The sequence below is a fragment of the Streptomyces inhibens genome (genome assembly GCF_022221585.1).
GTDB lineage: Bacteria > Actinomycetota > Actinomycetes > Streptomycetales > Streptomycetaceae > Streptomyces > Streptomyces inhibens.
The window spans coordinates 3,052,786-3,071,114 of the sequence record NZ_CP084681.1 but is presented as its reverse complement, the minus strand read 5'-3'; the positions used below and the strand labels follow the sequence as shown (position 1 = coordinate 3,071,114).

Annotated in this window: 17 protein-coding genes; 3 read left to right on the top strand and 14 right to left on the bottom strand. The window is 67.0% G+C overall.

What is annotated here, in order from left to right; all coding sequences use genetic code 11:
• Positions 1 to 3: 3 nt before the first annotated feature.
• The 13 genes from KI385_RS14150 to KI385_RS14090 form a co-directional block, all read right to left on the bottom strand.
• Positions 4 to 291 carry a hypothetical protein gene (locus KI385_RS14150; protein ID WP_238572559.1) on the bottom strand — a complete coding sequence of 96 codons (288 nt, stop codon included), beginning with the start codon at positions 289 to 291 and terminating at the stop codon, positions 4 to 6.
• Positions 288 to 1,475 (bottom strand): DnaB-like helicase N-terminal domain-containing protein, encoded by a 1,188-nt coding sequence (locus tag KI385_RS14145; protein WP_238572558.1) that lies wholly within the window; start codon positions 1,473 to 1,475, stop codon positions 288 to 290. Before KI385_RS14145 ends, KI385_RS14150 begins: the two co-directional genes overlap by 4 nt.
• Positions 1,472 to 1,720 carry a hypothetical protein gene (locus tag KI385_RS14140; RefSeq protein ID WP_238572557.1) on the bottom strand — a complete coding sequence of 83 codons (249 nt, stop codon included), beginning with the start codon at positions 1,718 to 1,720 and terminating at the stop codon, positions 1,472 to 1,474. Before KI385_RS14140 ends, KI385_RS14145 begins: the two co-directional genes overlap by 4 nt.
• Before the next feature lie 103 nt (positions 1,721 to 1,823).
• Positions 1,824 to 3,617, bottom strand: coding sequence for a type IV secretory system conjugative DNA transfer family protein (locus tag KI385_RS14135; protein WP_238572556.1), 1,794 nt, complete (start codon positions 3,615 to 3,617; stop codon positions 1,824 to 1,826).
• A gap of 218 nt (positions 3,618 to 3,835) precedes the next feature.
• Positions 3,836 to 4,606 (bottom strand): hypothetical protein, encoded by a 771-nt coding sequence (locus KI385_RS14130; protein ID WP_238572555.1) that lies wholly within the window; start codon positions 4,604 to 4,606, stop codon positions 3,836 to 3,838.
• Positions 4,607 to 4,633: 27 nt separating this feature from the next.
• Positions 4,634 to 5,350, bottom strand: a complete 717-nt coding sequence (locus KI385_RS14125) for a hypothetical protein (RefSeq protein ID WP_238572554.1) — start codon at positions 5,348 to 5,350, stop codon at positions 4,634 to 4,636.
• Between the two features lie 435 nt (positions 5,351 to 5,785).
• Positions 5,786 to 7,288, bottom strand: a complete 1,503-nt coding sequence (locus tag KI385_RS14120) for an ATP-binding protein (protein ID WP_238572553.1) — start codon at positions 7,286 to 7,288, stop codon at positions 5,786 to 5,788.
• A 21-nt stretch (positions 7,289 to 7,309) separates the two neighbouring features.
• A complete protein-coding gene (locus KI385_RS14115; protein ID WP_238572552.1) occupies positions 7,310 to 7,765 on the bottom strand; it encodes a DUF6238 family protein in 456 nt (151 codons plus the stop codon).
• Positions 7,766 to 7,807: 42 nt separating this feature from the next.
• The gene (locus tag KI385_RS14110; protein ID WP_238572551.1) at positions 7,808 to 9,277 is read right to left on the bottom strand and encodes a PrgI family protein; all 1,470 of its coding nucleotides are present in this window, start codon (positions 9,275 to 9,277) and stop codon (positions 7,808 to 7,810) included.
• A 92-nt stretch (positions 9,278 to 9,369) separates the two neighbouring features.
• Positions 9,370 to 10,758, bottom strand: a complete 1,389-nt coding sequence (locus tag KI385_RS14105; RefSeq protein WP_238572550.1) for an SCO6881 family protein — start codon at positions 10,756 to 10,758, stop codon at positions 9,370 to 9,372.
• A 31-nt stretch (positions 10,759 to 10,789) separates the two neighbouring features.
• Complete coding sequence (locus KI385_RS14100) at positions 10,790 to 11,479, bottom strand: hypothetical protein (RefSeq protein ID WP_238572549.1); 690 nt, start codon at positions 11,477 to 11,479, stop codon at positions 10,790 to 10,792.
• Entirely contained in the window at positions 11,479 to 11,787 is a 309-nt protein-coding gene (locus tag KI385_RS14095) for a DUF6112 family protein (RefSeq protein WP_046929256.1), read from the bottom strand. Before KI385_RS14095 ends, KI385_RS14100 begins: the two co-directional genes overlap by 1 nt.
• Positions 11,788 to 11,858: 71 nt before the next feature.
• Positions 11,859 to 12,980 carry a C40 family peptidase gene (locus KI385_RS14090; RefSeq protein ID WP_238572548.1) on the bottom strand — a complete coding sequence of 374 codons (1,122 nt, stop codon included), beginning with the start codon at positions 12,978 to 12,980 and terminating at the stop codon, positions 11,859 to 11,861.
• A 606-nt stretch (positions 12,981 to 13,586) separates the two neighbouring features.
• Here KI385_RS14090 and KI385_RS14085 point away from each other — a divergent pair.
• Complete coding sequence (locus KI385_RS14085) at positions 13,587 to 14,336, top strand: DNA-methyltransferase (RefSeq protein ID WP_238572547.1); 750 nt, start codon at positions 13,587 to 13,589, stop codon at positions 14,334 to 14,336.
• A 93-nt stretch (positions 14,337 to 14,429) separates the two neighbouring features.
• Here KI385_RS14085 and KI385_RS14080 read toward each other — a convergent pair whose 3' ends face one another.
• Entirely contained in the window at positions 14,430 to 15,347 is a 918-nt protein-coding gene (locus KI385_RS14080; protein WP_238572546.1) for a DUF5655 domain-containing protein, read from the bottom strand.
• Positions 15,348 to 15,619: 272 nt separating this feature from the next.
• Here KI385_RS14080 and KI385_RS14075 point away from each other — a divergent pair, with 272 nt between their 5' ends.
• Positions 15,620 to 17,122, top strand: coding sequence for a type I restriction-modification system subunit M (locus tag KI385_RS14075; RefSeq protein ID WP_238572545.1), 1,503 nt, complete (start codon positions 15,620 to 15,622; stop codon positions 17,120 to 17,122).
• Positions 17,112 to 18,317, top strand: a complete 1,206-nt coding sequence (locus KI385_RS14070) for a restriction endonuclease subunit S (RefSeq protein ID WP_238572544.1) — start codon at positions 17,112 to 17,114, stop codon at positions 18,315 to 18,317. The genes KI385_RS14075 and KI385_RS14070 overlap by 11 nt, the downstream gene beginning before the upstream one ends.
• Positions 18,318 to 18,329: the final 12 nt, after the last annotated feature.

The following is an 18,329-nucleotide window of genomic DNA, read 5'->3' as shown; positions in this document are numbered from 1 at the left end:
CGATCAGCCACGGTTTCTGGCCAGAGTGGGCGCCGCCGCCGAGGTGTACCCGTGGATAACCAGCCTGAGATCGAGTTCGGGGTCATCATCCACGGCACGGAAGAGGACCTCGTCCGACAGGTCCTCGACCAGTCTCGTCAGCGTGGCGAGCTGCTTGGACGCGGTCGCGACATCGGGAAGATCACGCGGTGCCGCAGGAACGCCGATGTCGGCATGCAGGCCGTCGAAATCTTCAGCAATGGCGTGCAGCCCGCTGTGTTCCAGGGCTGCGCGCCCAGTGTGATTGGTCATGACGCACTCCGGCGGTGGAGGCGGCCTGAGACAGCGGGACGCGAGGCCGCGGTGGGTGCCGTGGCAGGGGCTGTGCCAGTGAGGTGAGGGCGGCTGCGGGATCGGGCCGCTTCGATGCGGGCAGCCGGCGGGGCAGCGCCCGGTTGGTCGGCAGCGCGAGGGGGCTCGGACTTGGCGCCGGTGGCGATGCGCCAGCGGCGGCGGACGTCATCCAGTGGCCCAAGCGCGTGGAGGGCATAGCCGATCAGCCGACCCGGTGCCAGCGACTCGTCGTCGGCCAGCGCGCGCACCTGCCGCGCCGCGACGGCGGCCGCCCGCATGAGCGAGGCTCGGACGACCTGCTCGCCGACGTACTCCGCCGACCCCGCGAACGCCGACGGGTCACAGATCCGCAGCACACGTTCCGTGTCCAGGGTCCGGTCGGCCAGCGCGCCTCGGCGCTGGGTCTCCCACAGCACGGTGAGTTGGTCGATGGGCTCGCCCCGATGGTGGAGCGCGCCCAGGGACCGGTAGATCTGCTGATGGCCGGCATCGGCGAAATCGCTGGGGTGAAGCCAGCCCACGACCTCGTCCAGCTTCTGAGGACGCGCACTCAGACACCCGAGGAGGAACTCCTCGTCGGCCAGGAGCTGTTCATCCACCGGCTGTGGATGAGCGGCAGGGGATGGGGCTGACGCCGGGGGCGCTACGGGCCGGGGCTCGCCTCCCCAGCGGCGCGCGAGATCGGCCAGCACGTCAGACAGGACCTCGGCGTGATGCACTGTTTCCTCGATGCCGACGCGGATGGCGTCGGCGTGGGCGGCCTGGTGCAGTCGTGTGGCGTGCTGGGCGACACTGCGGTGGATGGCACCTTCCAGCACCATCCGTCCGTAGACCACCGCATGCTCGGGGCGAGGACAGGCCGACACCAGGGAGTGCGCGTAGGAGGCGGTGAGTCCCCGGGCGTGCTTGCTTGCCTCGGCGACCGTGTCGGTCACCCAGGACCTCGGTACGGGACCTGCGCCCTGTTCCTTCGAAGCTGGGTGGCCGTCGGCCCGGAGCTTGAGCATCGCGGCGTAGATCGCAGTGTGCGCGGGACGGGAGAAGTGCTCCGGTCGCAGCCAGGGCGAGAGCCGGTCAAGCTGGCCGGGAGCTAGAAAGACCGCACCCAGGACCGCCTGCTCGGCATGGACGAGCGGAGTCATCGCCAAGCCTCCCGCGCGGGATTGCGTGCTGCCTTGTGCCCGGCGTGCAGCTCGCCGACGGCACGGTTTGCGGCGGCAAAATCGGCTGCGTAATTGTCCAGTTCGGCGGCGAAGGCGTGGTCCGAGGCGAGGATGGCTCCGGCGGGGGAGACGAGCCACCAGTGACCGCCGCGCCGTATGGCGGGAGTGCCGGCAAGCCGCTCGGACCGGCGGACGGACGCCCAGGACGGTGGGGGTTGGGTCATGGGAGCACCTCACGAGACGGGGAATCAGGGGAGAGGATCGGATGACGGGGCGTGGGGCGCGGAAGGCGCCCCGGCGGCCGGGTGCGGGGGTGGTGGAGGCGGTTCATGCCGCCGGGCCGAAGTCGTCCTGGCGTAGCGCCTTGGCGGCTGCGCGCTCGGTGATGGCCGCGGTGGCCTTGTCGGACGCCGTGCCCAGCCGCTTGGCGTCGCGGCCCTTGTACCAGGGCTTGAGGTCGATGAGGGCCAGGCGGATGCCGGTGGCCATCAGGCAGGCCGTGCCCTTGGGCATGGCGCGCAGCACGTCGGGTGGGAGCACGCGCTCCTGGCGCATCGAGACCGAGGTGGACTTGCCAGACTCGCCGGTGGAGACCGAGACCGTACGCACGTCATGGTCGCCGGCCAGGCGCGAGATCTTGTCGGCGAAGTCGGCGTCGTCCATACCGGAGCCGATCAACTTGATCGTTGACGCGGAGAGCAGTGCGTCCATGCCAGCCTGGCCCCAGACGCGGACGCCCTGCTGGTAGGACTGCAGGATCGTCATCGGGATGACGCCGCGGGACCCGAGGTGCGAGTACAGGTCCGGCAGGTCGGAGATCTTGCAGACGTTGGCGGCCTCGTCCAGGATCGCCAGCAGCGGAGCATCGAGACGTCCGCCGTCGCGCTCGGCCTGCATGACCGCGGCGCGCATCACCACGTCGGCGGCTGCGGCGATGATCGCCGAGGCGGAACCGCCGCCGTCCTTCGACAGCAGATACAAGGTGTCCGTGCCGGTCGCGAACTCCTCCGGCTTGAACTCCCGTACGTTCTCAAGTTCGTTGGGCGGGGTGACCCAGGCGGCGATGTCCGGGTCAAGCAGGCAGCTGGCGTACTGCCGGGCGGTTTCGAAGATGCCGTCGCGAGTCTCGACGGCCCCGGCCACGGTGCCCTGGAGCTGGGCGGCGACCGCGTCGAACCCGGCATCCTGGAGCAGATCGATCGCCGTACGGTCGGCCGGTGAGGCGAGCCAGGCCAGCACATCTGTGATCGGACGTCGCGCGTGGGCGGCGGCCAGGAAGAAGGCGGTCAGGGTGTTGGCGGCGGCCGTGGACCAGAAATCCCCGGCACTGGACTCGTCGACGGAGGCGGTCACGAAGTGCCCGGCGAGTCGCCGAGCCCCGGCGAGATCACGGGCGTCGGCAAGAATGTCCCACCACATGGTCCGGGGCGCATGTGCGATCTGCTGCGGATCCAGCGTCCACACCGTCCCGACCTTGGCACGGGCGTCGATGGTTGCGGTGTACGCGTCGCGCGCCGCCTTGTTCGAGGTCAGCAGCACAGGGCCGGGGGCGCGCAGGATGGCGGGGATAGCAAGTCCGGAGGTTTTGCCGGACCGGGGGGCCATGATCGCCAGGATCACGTCCTCCCAGGAGGAGCGGACCTCCGCCTTGCCCGGCTTGAGGGCGCCCAGCAGGACGCCGCGGTCGTCGGGATCGATGTCCTTGGGCTTGGTGCCTTTCAGGCTGGGACGCAGGTCGATGGCCTTTGCGGCGATCTGCCGGGGCAGCAGGGGGGCCAGCTCGTGCCGGGTGGCCAGCCCCGACGGGCTGCTGCGGAAGCGCAGCCACACCTTCGCAGCTACGACGGCGGTGGCCAGGAGGACGAGGGCGGGCAGGACGTAGCAGCCAGTGATCACGGCGGGCTGCGGCAGATGAGGCCAGACCCGCTCCGGATGAAGAAGCGTCTCTTCAGGTCGGTAGGCGGCCCACGGATCGGATCCGACAACGGCGTTGGCGAGATTGCCGAACAACCAGGCCAGCGAACCTCCTCCCATGCCGAGCCCGGCGAGGGCGATGAGGAGGTGGAAGAGGACGTCGGTGCCGGTGGTGGTCGAGGGCGTGGTGGTGCGTGGCGTTGACAAGGTGAGTTCCAGGGGTGCGCGGCGCGAAGAGAGGGGAGGACGGGGCGGCGCGTTCTTCTGGTGATCACGGCATGGCTCCTGGAGGCTGTTGAAGTTGAAAGAGGGGGACTAAGGACGGGGGGATGCGGCGGTCTGCGTGCTCGCCGCCGTGTGCGTGTCGGCGGGCGGGTTGATCGGCCAGCCGGGGTGATCAGGCCGCCGCTCCTCGAAGTGGGCGGTCAGCGTGTACGGCGGGGGCTGGGTGGCGCGGCCGGGGAGCGGGCCGCCTCTTCCGGTGCCGCAGGGAGGCCGGCTGGGCGGTTTGGTGAGGACGCCACAGCCGCGCGAGCACGGGTGGTGTGTGTCACGGAGGGGACCTTGTGCCGCGACGGGAGCGGCAGCTCGGCCAGAGGCGGGGCATCCTGCGGCGTCGCGTCCGGCAAGGCCGATAGATCGAGCTGCGCGTCGGCCAACCGGTCGCCGAGGAAGGCGACATGGTGCGCAATCGAGCGCAGATGCTGGCCCAGTTCCCGGCCGTTGGGGGTGTCGAGTCGCTCGCACCAAGCAGCGGCAGTGTCGATGAACTCCTCCAGATCGCCTACGGCACCGTGGTGCTCATCGAGGACCTGCTCCAGAACCTCGGCGACGTCGGCCGAGCGACGCAGCTCGTGCAGCTCGCCGGTTAGCGCGGTCAACGACTGCCCAGGCTGGATCGTGCGTGCGGTCACGCCCTCCGGTGCAGGGATGGGGAGCGGCAGCATGATGCGAGGGTCGGCGGCAACGGTGAGGTCGGCGTCCTGGAATTCGCGGGTGGCGGCGGCCACTGTCCGCACTGCGGTGTTGTGCGGGGTGCCCTCCGGCAGGAGATAGACGTCCAGGTCCTGGCTGTAGCGGAAGTGGTGCTTGCGCAGGACCTCATCCAGGTGCGGCCGGTTATCCGCGACGGCAGCGGCCACACCGAGGTCGGGGTGGACTCCGAAGGCCACGTCGGGCTCGTAGGGCAGATTCATCACGAAGACTCCTTCGAGGCAGAGGCGTTAGCGGGCGCGGACCGGCTGCTGGGTGGCGGAAGCCCCGCGGTATGTGGCGGCGACGGCCGGTCGTTGTGGCAGTGCGACGCCTGCACGAGCCGGGGAGATGGCGATGGCGGCCTGAGCGCGGCGCTGCATCATCGACAACCTCGGATCACGACGCCCGTTGCCGGGCATCGAGTAGAAGATGTCGAACGCGCGACCGGTGTGCTCCAGCCGGGCCTCGACGTACCGCAGATCGCCTTCACCGTGGAGCAGCAGTCCCTCGCGGGTACGTACGTCGGTGCCGACGGCCCGCAGCGTTCCCTCGGGATCGCGTACCTGGTCGTGCACGACGATCCGGGCAGCTCGGATATCGGCATCGAGCACACGGGCGGAAGCGAAGGCCGCCTCCCCGGCACTGGGCACCTGCGCGGCGGAACGGTTCTCCGGCCGGCTGAGGAGACCTCGGTCGGTGTGGAGCGGGGTGTGGGGATTGAGGTCGTACGCGGCGTCGGACGTGACGGTGTACTGCGCGGCCCGCAGGGACTGGACCGCCCGTTGCCCTCGGCGGGTCGGGTCGCGGATCGGCTCGGTGAGGGCGTAGAGGTCGCTGCCGGGCAGCCGCTCGAAGCCGACCCGCCGCAGCATGTGGTCGGCGACGTGGTTGTCGTGCGAAACCGCTGCCACGACGCCGTAGCGGTCGTGGTGGCTGACGGTGATGTGCGGGCGTGTTTCCGCCACGGGAAGTGCACCTCGCAGAGGTTGGGGCCGTGCGGACGACGAGGATGCGGCCCGAAGACGGGTTTGGTGATGCCGGGAATTTGCGCTAGCGCAAGCGAGGCCAGCGGCTCTGGCCCCGGGGCGTGGAGCTGGGGCGCGCCGCTTCAGCCATGACGGGTCCCGGTGCGTCCCGAGGTGTTACCTGGTGACCACCAGCCGTGCGGCGAGTTTCATCAAGGGCACCGAAGGGGCCTGTGGCCAAAGGGATGTGGCCCTGGGCGGCGTTGGCCTTCGCCGCGTCGATGTACAGCTGGACGAGCCGACGTGCGGCACGGCGGATTGTGTTCTTCAGAGGCATGGGAATGGATTCCTTCAGATGCCTAAGGAAGGGGAGGCGGAGGGAGCCGAAGTGCGGCTCGGCTCCCTCCGAGGCATGAGCACGGCGAAAGGCGCTGCTCAGGCATGCATCCGGGCGTCTGTGTCGAACAGTTCGCGTTCGCGTGGGTGGAGGAGGTGTTGAGTAATGAACGACCTGCCCGCGACCTTCCACAGACCACGCCCCTTGGTGAGGGCGGACACTGCCTGGGTCTCCACGCCTGTCAGCCCCAACAGGGCGGCGGCGGAGGTGAGTTGGTCGGCTTCCTGACGGTAGATGATCCGGGTCGAACAGTCGGTGAGCAGACCCTCCGCCAACGCCCGGCCCCGGGAGCCGGCATCGCCCGCAGTCAGCAGATCGCTCAGGCGGTGAATCACCATGAGGTTCGCGATGCCAAGACCACGCGAGAGCTTCCACTGGCTCTGCATGCGCTCCAGCAGCGCGACGTGCCGCATCACGCGCCATGCCTCGTCGTAGATCACCCAGCGCCGCCCGCCGGTGGGGTCGGCGAGCGCGGACTCCATCCACGCCGAGGCACACGTCATGGCCAGGACGAGGGCGGTGTCGTCGCCGGCCCCGCCCAGCCGCGAGAGATCGATGGACAGCATCGGCGCACTCGGGTCGAAGGCGACGGTGCTGGGGGCGTCAAACATCCCGGCCAGGTCACCGTGCACGAGTCGCCGCACTGCGTGGGCGAGGTCTTCGGCCGCGTGTCCGAGGCGGCCGGTCAGTTCGCCGAGCGCGGAGTCGAGCCGCTCGGGGGAACCAAGTACGTGCGCGACGTCGCCCAGCAACGGGGTGGTGCCGTGTGCTGCGGCGTGGGCGACGGCCTGATCGAGCGCCACATCGAGAGCGGTGTGCTCCATCGGGTGAAGTTCTCGTCGCAGGACCGTCTTTGCGAGCGACCCGAGGAGGAGAAGACGCCGCTTGCGGACCTCATTGCCCCAGTCCTCCTCGCCGACGCCGTGCGGCCGCGCAGGCGCGTCCAGAGGATTCAATCGCCCCGGCAGGCCGGGGCCGAGGGCGATGGTCTGGCCGCCCAGCTCCTGGGCAACGACGGTCCACTCGCCCTTCGGATCGCAGGGCACGTAGATCCGGTAGCTGAAGGCCACGGCCCGCAGAGCGAGGGACTTGGCCAGGGCGGACTTGCCCATGCCGATGATCCCGGCGAGCAGGATGTTCGGATTGGTGAAGCCATCGAGGCGCCCGTACAGAGCGAACGGATCGTACGTAAACGCCGCCTCGGCGTGTACGTCACGGCCTATGTAGATGCCCTGGGCGCCGAGGCCGCCCTCGGCGAGGAAGGGATACGCGCCGGATGCGGTGGCAGTCGTCATGCGGTGGGCGGGGAGCTTGAGACGGCCGCCGCGGGCGCCGGCCGGACCGGGTCGGCCGGCGCCCGGGTAGGTGGCCCGCAGCTCGGGGTCGATGCCCGGTTCGGGGCGGCGTGCTTGGGGGCGTGAGGCGTCGCGGGCCTGGTCGCGGGCAGCGGCGAACTGGTCGCGGGCGGCGCGGGCAGCGCGGCGGTCGCTTTTGCGAGGGACGAACAGCGGACTGGCGCTGGCACGGGTGCGGGTGGACATAGTGGTGGTGCTCCAGAGCGGTCAGTGGCGGATCAGGCCGGTGAAGGGGGCGCGCAGATCGGCCGGGGTGTGGTCAAGGCGGACTTGGGCGGAGGTGGCCAGGTGGCGTTGGCACACGGTGAGTTCCGGCGCACCCTCGGGGAGACGGGCCCGGCACGCCTCCCGGGTGAGGAGGCGGCCGGTGCCGGGGTGTGGGGCTGCGTGGTAGGCGTCGTGGAGGTGCTCGGCGGCTTGCCACAGCCGGATCCGGCAGGCCCTCAGGTGATCGCCCTCGGCCTCAGCTACCGGGGTGGTGCGGCTGGTGTGGGCGTCGAGGAGGCCGTACAGGGCGGTGAGGTGGGCGTGGAGGGCGTCCAGCTCGGTGCGGTGTGCGGCCACGGGCCCGGCGGGGAGGTTGATTGCTCGGTGGAAGTCGAGCGCCGCGGTGGCGAACGGGACGAAGTCCTCAGCCAGGTCGGGCAAGGGGGCGGTCGGCATGAAAGGGGCCCTTCGGTTGAGCGCGGTGGTGCAGCTGGGGCGCTAGGGGCGGGCCAGCGGGAGGGTGGCGTTGGTGAAGGCTTCGGCCTGCTGCCAGGTCAGCAGCCGCAGATCGAGGAGGGCGGATATCGCGGCCGTCTCGATCGCCGCGCAGGCGGCGTTGAGCTGCTCGTCGGTGTCGGCGCTGACGGTGAGCAGGCCGGTGAGGGCGACATCGGCGTGGCCGGCGATCAGCTGGCGCTCGCGCTGCTTGATGTCGGCGTACTCGACCGAGTCCTCTTCAGAGTCGACCTGGCCCTTGCGCTGCCGCTCGGCGGCATCCGCGATCACCGTGGCCTTCTTGCGCTGCACATCCTTGAGCGCGGCATCCAGCCCCTTGGGCGCGTAAGTCAGCGACAGCGTGCGGCGCACCCCCGATGTGAAGAGGAGCTGGTGCAGGAAACCGGGGGAGGTCTCGATGCGGGGCCAGTTCTCGACCCAGTACGTGGCGTGGCGGGCCGAGTCGGTCTGGATCCGGTCGGCCTTCTCCACCAGAACGACCGGGCCGGCAGCCGCCGGGTCGGCCTGCGGACGGCCGGCCTCCGACCACTGATCCAGGGCCGCGGACGCCTTCGGGTCGTAGGCGGTGCGGATCACAGCGGCGATCTCACTTGCCCCCAGCCATCCACTGGGCATGAGGCCGGAGTTGCGGGCGGCCTGGTCGAAGATGGAGGTGAGCTGGGACAGGACGGCGAAGGCACCGGTGAGTCCGCCCCCGGCCTGGTTGATCAGACGTCGGGCAGCCTTGAGATCGAGCGCGATCGCGACGTACGCCTCGTGCGGGGCTGCTGCGGGACCGGCGGCGGCCAGCAGTTCGCTGTAGATGGGTCCGGCCATGTGGGCGTCGGCGTTGCCGTGCTCGCTCCAGTAGCGGTTGAGCGCGTCGCCGGAGTCGGGAACGGTCCGCTCCAGCACCTGGACGCGGGCGATGTGACCGGTACGGGAGAGGGCGGCCAAGGTGCGGCCCCAGCCCGCGACATTGCTGGCCTGGGTTGCCGGATCCAGCAGGGCGAAGGCGCGGGAGGACACCTTCACCACAGCGGTCAGGGTGCCGTGGTGCGGGTCGTGCACCGCGCCGAACTGACCGTCGGGCGAGGTGGTCACCCGCAGGGAGGCGGCAGTGCCGGGCAGGTGGAGCAGGCCCTCGCGCCGGGGTCGGCGGGAGGGGCGGGCGAGCCAGATGAGCTGGCCCTTGAAACGCCGCAGCGCGTAACGCAGGGCGATGGGTGCCCAGTCGGCGAGGGACCGTCCGCGGTGGCGGATGAAGACCGCCGACAAGATGACCACCCACAGCGGGATGAGCTTGAGAGCCCCGGCGACGCCGGCGCGCATCAGCACCCCGAGCAGGGCCAGGCCGGTGAGGGCGACGACGATGAGCTGGGCGACCGAGAGGCCGAGCAGGATACCGCGGCGTGAGCGATGAGGGAACTTCACGGTGGCCGGGCCGTCAGGCTGAGGAGTGTCGGGATGCATGGCAAAGCCGTCCTTGGACGTGGTGAGAAAAGAAGTGGGAAGGGGGCGGGCGGGCCGAGCGCGGCCAGGCGCCCGCCCCCGTCAGGTGAGGGCTACGAGCCTGAGCCACCCGGTGGCTTGGGGTAGATCCACCGCTGCGGCGTGGTACCGCCCTGCGGAGGAGGCCCACTTGCCGGTGGCGGCCCGCTGGGCCGTGGCGCAGGCGGGTCCATCCGCGTACCCGCTGCGGCCGAGGCGCCCACGGGCCCGGAGGAGACCGGTGCCGAGGCTGCCGCTGTGCCCGAGGTGGTCCCCTGGTCGTGGCGCTGGATCAGGGGCTGGCCGCGGTCGCCGTCCGTGGGAGGCCGCTGGATCAGCGACCGGCCCTTGTCGCCCGTGGCGTTGGGGTCCTCGCCGTAGCGGAAACGGGTCTGCTTCGGCTTACTGCCACCGCTCGAACCGCCGGTCGGATCAATGCCGGAGGCGACACCATCCGTGCCCTGGCCCGGCACCTTCGGCGGCCCCTGCGGAGCAGGCGTCCCCGTGCCCGCCTGCATGGCGAGCTGGCCTGCGGTCTTGGCCGCACCCGCCGCCACCGCCATGCCGGCGACGCCGGTGCGGTGCAGGTCATCGTGGCCCCCACCATCAGCGGCCCAGTGGATGAACTTGTAGGTGGCGTAGGGGCAGAGCATCACCAAGACCATCACGACGATGCCCGCGATCGCATCCGACAGGGCAGCGAGCCCACCGTGCGAGTCGGACTTGCCCATGGCCGAGACGCCCAGCAAGAACACGATCGTCATCAGCAGTTTGCTGACGACCAGGGTTGCCGTGGCCTCGACCCAGCCGCGGCGCCAGCGCCTGGCCACCTCCCAGCCCCCGCCGGCACCAGCGAAGACCGCCAGCGTGACCAAGACCAGGATGCCGACCTTGCGGGCAACCATCACAGCCCAGTACAAGAACGCCCCGATGGCGCAGCCGAGCGCGATGATCGAGGGGACACCCCAGCCCAGGCCATACATCGCCCCCAGCTCATTGACCTTGATCATGCGGCGAACCGCATCATCAACAGAACTGTTGGCCGCCTTGAACAGACCGGCACTGAGCGCGTCGACCACAGTGATGGCGACGGTGGTACAGGCGATGGCAGCGAAGGCGAAGAAAACGCCCACCATGGTCCCGAACGCAGCCTGGGCAAGGGCACGTTCATCCCTACGCCAGGCAGCACGAGTGAGCTGCAGGCAGAACGTGCCCACCGTCAGGATCAACCCGATCGGCAACAGCAGTTCGTAGTTGTTGCGGAACCACTCGGCATTCAGATCGATAGCGGTGGTCTGATCGACCGCCTTGGACGCGAGGTCGGCCGCGGACTGGGCCACCTCGCCCATCGACTTGGCGATCCAAGCACCGATGCCATCGGTGACCGCCTCGCCGGTGGAGCTGACGACGCCGCCGACGGCGTCGCAGACCGTATTCATCAGAGGAAGGTCGCAGGCTCCCATCAGGGCACCTCCTTATCCGGGTTGAGGGCGGTCATGGCGCGGCGTTGGGCAGGACGGCTGCCAGCGCGCAGTTCTGGTGCGGGCGGCACTGGACGGCGAGGGTCATCGAACGGGCCTCGGACCCGGCTCCTGACCCCTTCCAGGCGAGGGTCTGGTTGCCGGTGACCGTGACGGCGTAGACGTACGCCTCGGTGATCGCACCGGGATTCTGCGCCAAGGCGGTCTTGAACGCCTGCGGGAAGTGACCCTCGCCAACCGTGGCGCTCGCGTGCTGGCGGTTGTCATGCAGCCGCGACCACAGCACCGGGCTGGGCACCTGGTTGGTGACGGACTTCCAGTCGGCGTACTTCTTCTCGCCGGTCATCCACCGCTTCAGCCCGGCCAGATGCTCGGCCTGGGAGAACGAGCGAGTGTCGTACGTCCACAGGACCTTCGTGGCCGCCTTGGCGAACACGATCGGATCGCTCGTCTTCGGCGGCGCCGCGACAGCCACCCCCTTGCTGTCAGTCGCCTCGGGAGAGGGCGACGACTCCGGAGCGGACGCCGGCGGCGGAGAGGGCTTCGCCGAGGCTGGGCTGTCCGTACGGTTCAGATACGCGACGAGACCGGCGACGGCCAGCAGCACCGCGAAGATGATGCCGCCGATCAGCGAGCGCCGCAGCACCGAGGTCGGTTCTCCGTACGTGCGCTCCTCGGGAATGCGGAGACGTTTCTTCGGCATCAGTGGACCTGCGTTCCCATGGCGGAGAAGAACGCAACGATGCCGTTGGCCGCGCCCAGCAGCAGGGCGCAACCCGCGGCAACCGCCGTGCCCTTCTTGCCGTTGGCCTCCGCCTGGTGGCCGCCGCTGTGGTGGCCCCAGGCCCAGACGACCGCGGAGATAACCAGGGCGCCGACCGCGGCGATGATGCCGAACAGGTTGATACTGCCCATCACGTTCTTCAGGACATCGAGACCGGGAAGCCCGCCCTGCTTCGGCGTGACGCCGGGGTTGTAAGCCAGGTACTGGGCGTGCTGCATGAGTTTCATGGGAACTCCAGTGCGAATTAGGGCATGCGAAGGCCCGAAAGAGAGGAAGAGGAGAGGGGGAGAGAGGTCGGTCAGACGATGCGGCGGGCGGCGAGGACATCCGGCCGCCAGGAGGCGAGAGTCGAGATCTTGACCACGTCACCGGTCTTGGGAGCCTGGAGGATCAGCCCCTGGCCGATGAAGATCCCGACGTGTTCCGGCGCGGCTGCTGTGCCGCGGGTGAAGAGCAGATCGCCAGGCTTGAGGGCATCGACGCTGACCGCCTTACCCTCCTTCACCTGTGTGTACGTGGTCCGGGAGATCGAGACCCCGCCGGCCTTGTACGACGCCTGCATCAACGACGAGCAGTCACAGTGGCCCATCGGGTCCTGGCCGTGCGCATCGGTGCAGTGGCCACCCCACTGGTACGGGGTGCCGAGCTGACCCAGGCCCCAACGGATCGCCGTGCGAACCGACTTGGGCGCATCAGTCGGAATCTTGTAACCCTCGGGAACGGCCCCGGCAGGGATCGGGCCGAACCCGCTCCCGTCGCCTCCCGTACTGCACCCACCATCAGGGGCATCCGGCGTGGCGCCCTTATCGGAACCGTCCTTGGCCGGGAGGTTCTTGGCGATGGCCTTCTGAAGGGCCGTGGCCAGCGGTTCCCACTTGGCGTACGCATCGGGGAACCCGCTCGCCTGGACCGCCTGCGCGGCCTGGGCGACGGTCATCGACTGCCAACCCGAGACCTTCAGCAGCGCCTCGTAGAACTTCGTCGAGGCGTGCACCGGATCCCGGACCTGCTGCGCGGTGCCCCAGCCCTGGCTGGGACGCTGCTGGAACAGACCGAGAGAATCCCGGTCGCCGTAGTCCAAGTTCCGCAGCCCCGACTCCTGCAAAGCAGTCGCCAGTGCAGCGATCTGCCCCCGCGCAGGCACCTTCATCGCGAGGCCGGTGGCCAGGATGGTCTTGGCGTTCGGTATCTGCTCCTTGGCGTTGTCCAGCCCCGCAACGGACACCGAACCCTTGCCACTGCCCTTGAGGATCGACTCCACCTGCTTGGCCACGGCCTTGGCGTCCACCGCACCGGCACCACCGGCTTCACCGCAGGCGGCCTGGGCGTTGCTGGCGCCGGCCAAGGCGACGGCGATGGGCGCGATCAACAGCACCGGGGCGAGGACAACGCCCCCGGCTATCGCAGCGACCTTCTTCACAGCCAGCCACCGGACGCTTGGCGTATCCGGAGATCCGGCTCGGGCGAGGGGCGCGCCTGGGCATGCTGCATCAGCAGCTCCTTACTCGTAGGCAGCGTGGCGCCGGCGTTCTCGTCGAAAAGGCCACCGGCACCACGCCGGTTAAACATTCGAAAGTCCCCGAAGGGAGGGCCGTGCTTCGAAGCTGCTAACTCCGAAGTGCCGGACCCTTTATCGCAACGCGGCAGCCAGCCGCGCCCGTAATCTCAGACGCCACATGATGAATTCCTCTCCCTCACATCCGTCAGGGTTTTCACGGGTGCCGAGCGGGCCGCCGATTGGACGAGGCAACACGCATCAGCACAGCCCAACAGGGCTGGGAACAGTCCCCGTCCTGCGAACACGCCGAGACTGTAGAGACAAAATCCGGCCGCCCCAAACGAGACGCGATCATGAAAGGAACGACCAAGATCACGTCATTGGGTGCGGCCGGAAAAAGGCGCTAACCTCCGGCCCACTGCTCACCCCAGGAACCGCCCATGCGGTTGTCCCGAGCAGCACTGGCACGCAAATCCCGTTCCAAGGGTGCGTGCATGAGGCCGTCTTCCGGAAAGAGAGATCCGCCGAATGTCGTCGTACACCCTGCACCGAGGCGATGCGCTTACCGTCCTGAAGTCCCTCCCGGACGAGAGCGTCGACAGCGTCATCACCGACCCGCCGTACAACTCCGGCGGGCGCACCAGCTCCGACCGCACCGCCCGCACCGCACGGGCGAAGTACACCAGCGGCGACGCCCGCCACGACCTGGCCAACTTCCCCGGGGAGAACCGCGACCAGCGCTCCTACCGCGCATGGCTGAGCGAACTGCTCACCGAGGCCTACCGCGTCAGCCGCGAACACGCCGTCGTCATGGTCTTCTCCGACTGGAGGCAGGACCCGACGACCTCGGACGCCCTGCAGATGGCCGGCTGGACCTGGTCCGGCACCATCCCGTGGATCAAGCCAGCCTCACGACCTCGCAAGGGCGGCCCGAAGCAGGACTCCGAGTTCATCCTCTGGGGCGTTAAGGGAAGCCTCGACAACACCCGCGACCTCTACCTGCCCGGCCACTACATCGCCTCCCAGCCCCGCAAGGACCGCGTCCACATCACCCAAAAGCCGGTCGAGGTCATGCAGCAGCTCGTCCAGGTCTGCCCGCCCGGCGGCACCGTCCTCGACCCCTTCACGGGCTCCGGAGCCACCGGCATCGCCGCACTGAAGGAAGGCCGCAACTTCATCGGCGTCGAACTCTCCGACCACTACGCAGGCATCGCTGAAACGCGCCTCCGCAGTGTCCTGACCCAGGACGACTTCGAACTCGCCGGACCCGAAGAGTGAGAGCCAGACACCCCAGCCGACCGGGCCAGAAGCAGAAAGGGCGGTTGCGGCATCGAAACCCGATGACGCAACCGCCCTTGACCGTCTCTGGAGTCACCCCATGTCGACACTCTGCCGGATCAGTTCACCGGCCCGAGCGAGATCATCACGCGATCTGATGCGCACCTCGACACCGTCCTTGATCCCCAGGCACCCCAGCCCGCGGACGTCCCTAGAGAAACCCTCCTCCAGCTCCACGGTGTCCGGGTCCAGCTTCAGGTTGACCACCAGCATCCGGTTGCGCGGCTGGACGCGCACCGTGGCGACATTCTTGATCCGCCGGTACGCGATGTAGTGCAACTGGGGCTCCTTCTGCACATCCCCATGGGACAGGAGCACCTCATCGAGCTCCGCGTACAGATCCTGAAGATCCTTCGGCGATTCGTCGAGGTACTGCTGAACCGACTTCGGCGAAATCGCACTGGAGACTCGGGACGCGGCGGGCGCCTTTCCTCGAGTCCGGGCTGCGGCGCCGGCAACGGAGGCGACCAGCTGCAGCGTAAGCACATCATCGAAGACCCGGTAGCTCACCAAGTCGATGCGACGGCCGATCATCTCGATGGCCACCGTGTCATGGTGCGTGAAGTTCCCGGCGATGCAGACGAGTCGGGGATTGCTCCAGTCGATCGCGTCGGCCGCCTCGGTGCCGAGCTTCTCCTTGACCAGGCTCTCGAACTCGTGGTGGTGGTCGTGGAGCCACGACAGGTACGACAGTGCCTGATTCGTCACGTTCTGATCGAGGGAGCGCTTGTACTCCACGATGACCGGAGTCCCGTTCTCGTCCAGGCCCAAAGAGTCGATCCGGCCCCGGTGCCGACCCGTTGTGTACTCGCTGGCCAGGAAGCGGATGCCGAGCATCGCCTCCATGTTGGCCTCGATCAGCGACTGCAACTCGCGCTCCACACCCACGGACGCCCCGGGGATCTCGGTGGCTCGCCCGCCCCTCACCCTGAAGACCTTCAGGTTACTCACGTGCCTCCCGCCCTGGCTTGATCATTGCGAACGAACAATCGGCGACGGCGGTGGTTTATTCCGGCTGATGACCTGACTGCATCGTCACGAAGCTGCGCAACACCCCAGGGCGAGAGTTGCGTGAGGGCCCTGCTGTGCCGGGGTCGATACGATCGGTGGCTGGGCAGGACAGCAACGTCTTACGTGCTGGACGTTCGCAGTCTGGGCTCGGCTGTCCGTGGTGGCCGGTAGCCTGTTTCCACCCCTCGAGCATGACCTAGAAGGAGCGCAGAGTGACCGTGACCCTGCCGGAGCTTGAATCACGGCTGTGGGCTGCGGCCAACAGCCTCCGCGGACCTGTTGAGCATGCGGACTTCAAAGCCTATGTCTTCCCGGTGCTCTTCTTCAAACGCATCTCCGACACTTGGGACTACGAGCACCGGCGAGCACTTATTGATTTTGGTAACGACGAAACTCTAGCACTGCACCCCGATAACTATCGTTTCCAGGTGCCGGATGAGTGCCACTGGCGAGATATCCGCCGGAAACACAAGAATGTTGGTGTTCACCTTCAGACGGCGCTGGACCTGATTCAGCAGGCTAACCCGACTACTCTCGGGGGCATCTTTGGTGACGTGGCCTGGGGAAATACCGACCGTCTCCCCGAGCACGCGCTGAACAACTTGCTCAAGAGCTTTGATGAAATCAACCTTGATCCGGGTTCCGTCTCAGGAGACATGCTCGGTGCTGCTTACGAGTATCTTCTACGAGAGTTCGCTGAAGCTTCGGGAAAGAAGGCTGGCGAGTTCTTCACGCCGCCGCCAATTGTGCAGCTGCTCACGCACCTGTTGGATCCCCAGCCCGGCGAATCAATCTATGACCCGGCATGCGGTTCTGCAGGAATACTTGTAGAAGCGGTCAATGAGGTTCGGGATGCTGGCGGGGATACCCGCACGCTCCGACTGTACGGTCAGGAGGTAAACCTCACGACCGCAGCCATCGCGCGGATGAATCTCTACATCCACGATATCGAGGACTTTGATATCAAGCGTGGCGATACGCTCCGAACCCCTAAGTTTCATGATTCCCGCAATCAGTTGGCGCGATTCGATGTCGTGATCGCCAATCCTCCGTTCTCCCTAAAAAACTGGGGAGGTGAGGCGTGGCAGAACGACCCTTGGAAGCGATCATCCTGGGGAACGCCGCCCAAAGGTAATGGAGACTATGCATGGATTCAGCACATGGTCTCCTCTATGCATCCAAAGAAAGGGCGTGTCGGTGTAGTAATGCCGCACGGTGCCCTGTTTCGTGCTGCTGAAAGCGAGATTCGCGCCGGTCTGATCAACGAAAACCTGCTGGAGGCAGTGATTGGCCTGCCGCAGAATCTCTTCTACTCGACGTCCATCCCTGCTTGCATCATGATCTTCCGTGCGGTTAATTCTCGGATTCGGGAGAATAGGAAGGAGGAAGGGATTCTATTCATCGATGGATCGCAACGCTATGTCCGAGGGCGGACGCGAAACACGATGGATGCCTCGGACCTTAAGGCCATCATCGATAGCTACCGATCCGGCGAAGATGCCTTGGATGGCTCCGTAACAACCTACTGGGCCCCTCGTGCCGAGATCAAAAAGAATGGCTGGGACCTCAATCTTGGTCGGTATCTCAAGTCTGCCGTAGTTGAATCCGTAGACGTGCACTCAGCTCTGAAACACTTCCGTCAAGCTCAGGATTCTCTGCGTGAGGCGGAGAGTCGCTTCGATGCGAGACTGAAGGCGGCAGGCTATGAGCAGTAATTGGGAGACGCTCCCCCTTGGTGAAATCGCTAAGTTGGAGATCGAAACGATCGCCGTTGAGCCGGGCTCGAAGTTTGACTATGCGGGTGTTTACAATGAGGGGCGCGGTGTATTTAACCGCGGGGTGCTGAAAGATACTGAGACGAGCTATCCGAAGCTACATGTCCTGCGTCCCAATCGCATCGTCATGCGTAAGCTGACAGCTTGGGAAGGGCCTATTGCTGTCGTACCGGAGGAGTTCGATGGGTTTGTGGTGTCGCCCGAATTCCCCACCTTTCTTTTGGATTCGACTAGGATCACTCCAGAGTTTGCATCACTGATCTGCCAGAGGTCATCTTTCTGGGGGAAGATGGCAGAGAGAGCGACCGGCTCCGTCCAGCGTCGAAAGCGCGTCTCTCCGAGCCAGCTTCTCGCGATTGAGGTGTCCATTCCTTCAATCGCCGAGCAGTGGCGAATCGTCGATCTCATTTCATCTGCAGACTCTATGGTGTCGGCCTGCGAGCGTGCACTCCGCGCCGCTGTAGTTACCTCGGGGAGAGTGCGTGAGAATGAAATCTCGTCTCTCCCGAAGACGCCACTCCGCTCGCTAATTGAAAGGATCGAGGCCGGCAAGAGCTTCCAGGCCGAGCGTCGGCCCCCCAGCGCAGATGAGCGAGGCGTGCTGAAGGTATCTGCTATTCAGCAGGCTGGCTTTGTAGCAGAGGAGAGCAAGGCGGTGACTTCGGGTATCTTCCTGGACCCCCGGTGGGAGGTGCAGGAGGGCGATGTCCTGATGACTCGCGCAAACTCTCCCGAGAGAGTGGGGATGGTCTGCCGTGTGCATAAAGTTCGCCCAGGGTTGTTCCTCTGCGACAAGACGCTCAGACTCGTGAGCGATCCGGAGGTCGTTGATCCCGACTTTCTCGCATACGCAATGCAGACCGACGAGGTGCGCAGTCGCCTTACGGCCGCCGCCACCGGAACCAGCGCGTCGATGGTGAACGTTAGCCAGCAGAAGATCATGAGTCTGGAAGTGGCGTTTCCGGAACTTCCGCAACAGCAGAGAATTGCGGATCTGCTTCGTGCACAGGGGGAGACGGTGTCTGCGCTGGAGCGAAAGCTGGGATCTGCGAAGGATCTGCGAAATGCGCTTCTTGAAGATCTTCTCTCTGGGCGCCATCTGATTCCTGATAGTTATGACCACTTGTTGAACTGAGGAGGGCTTTAT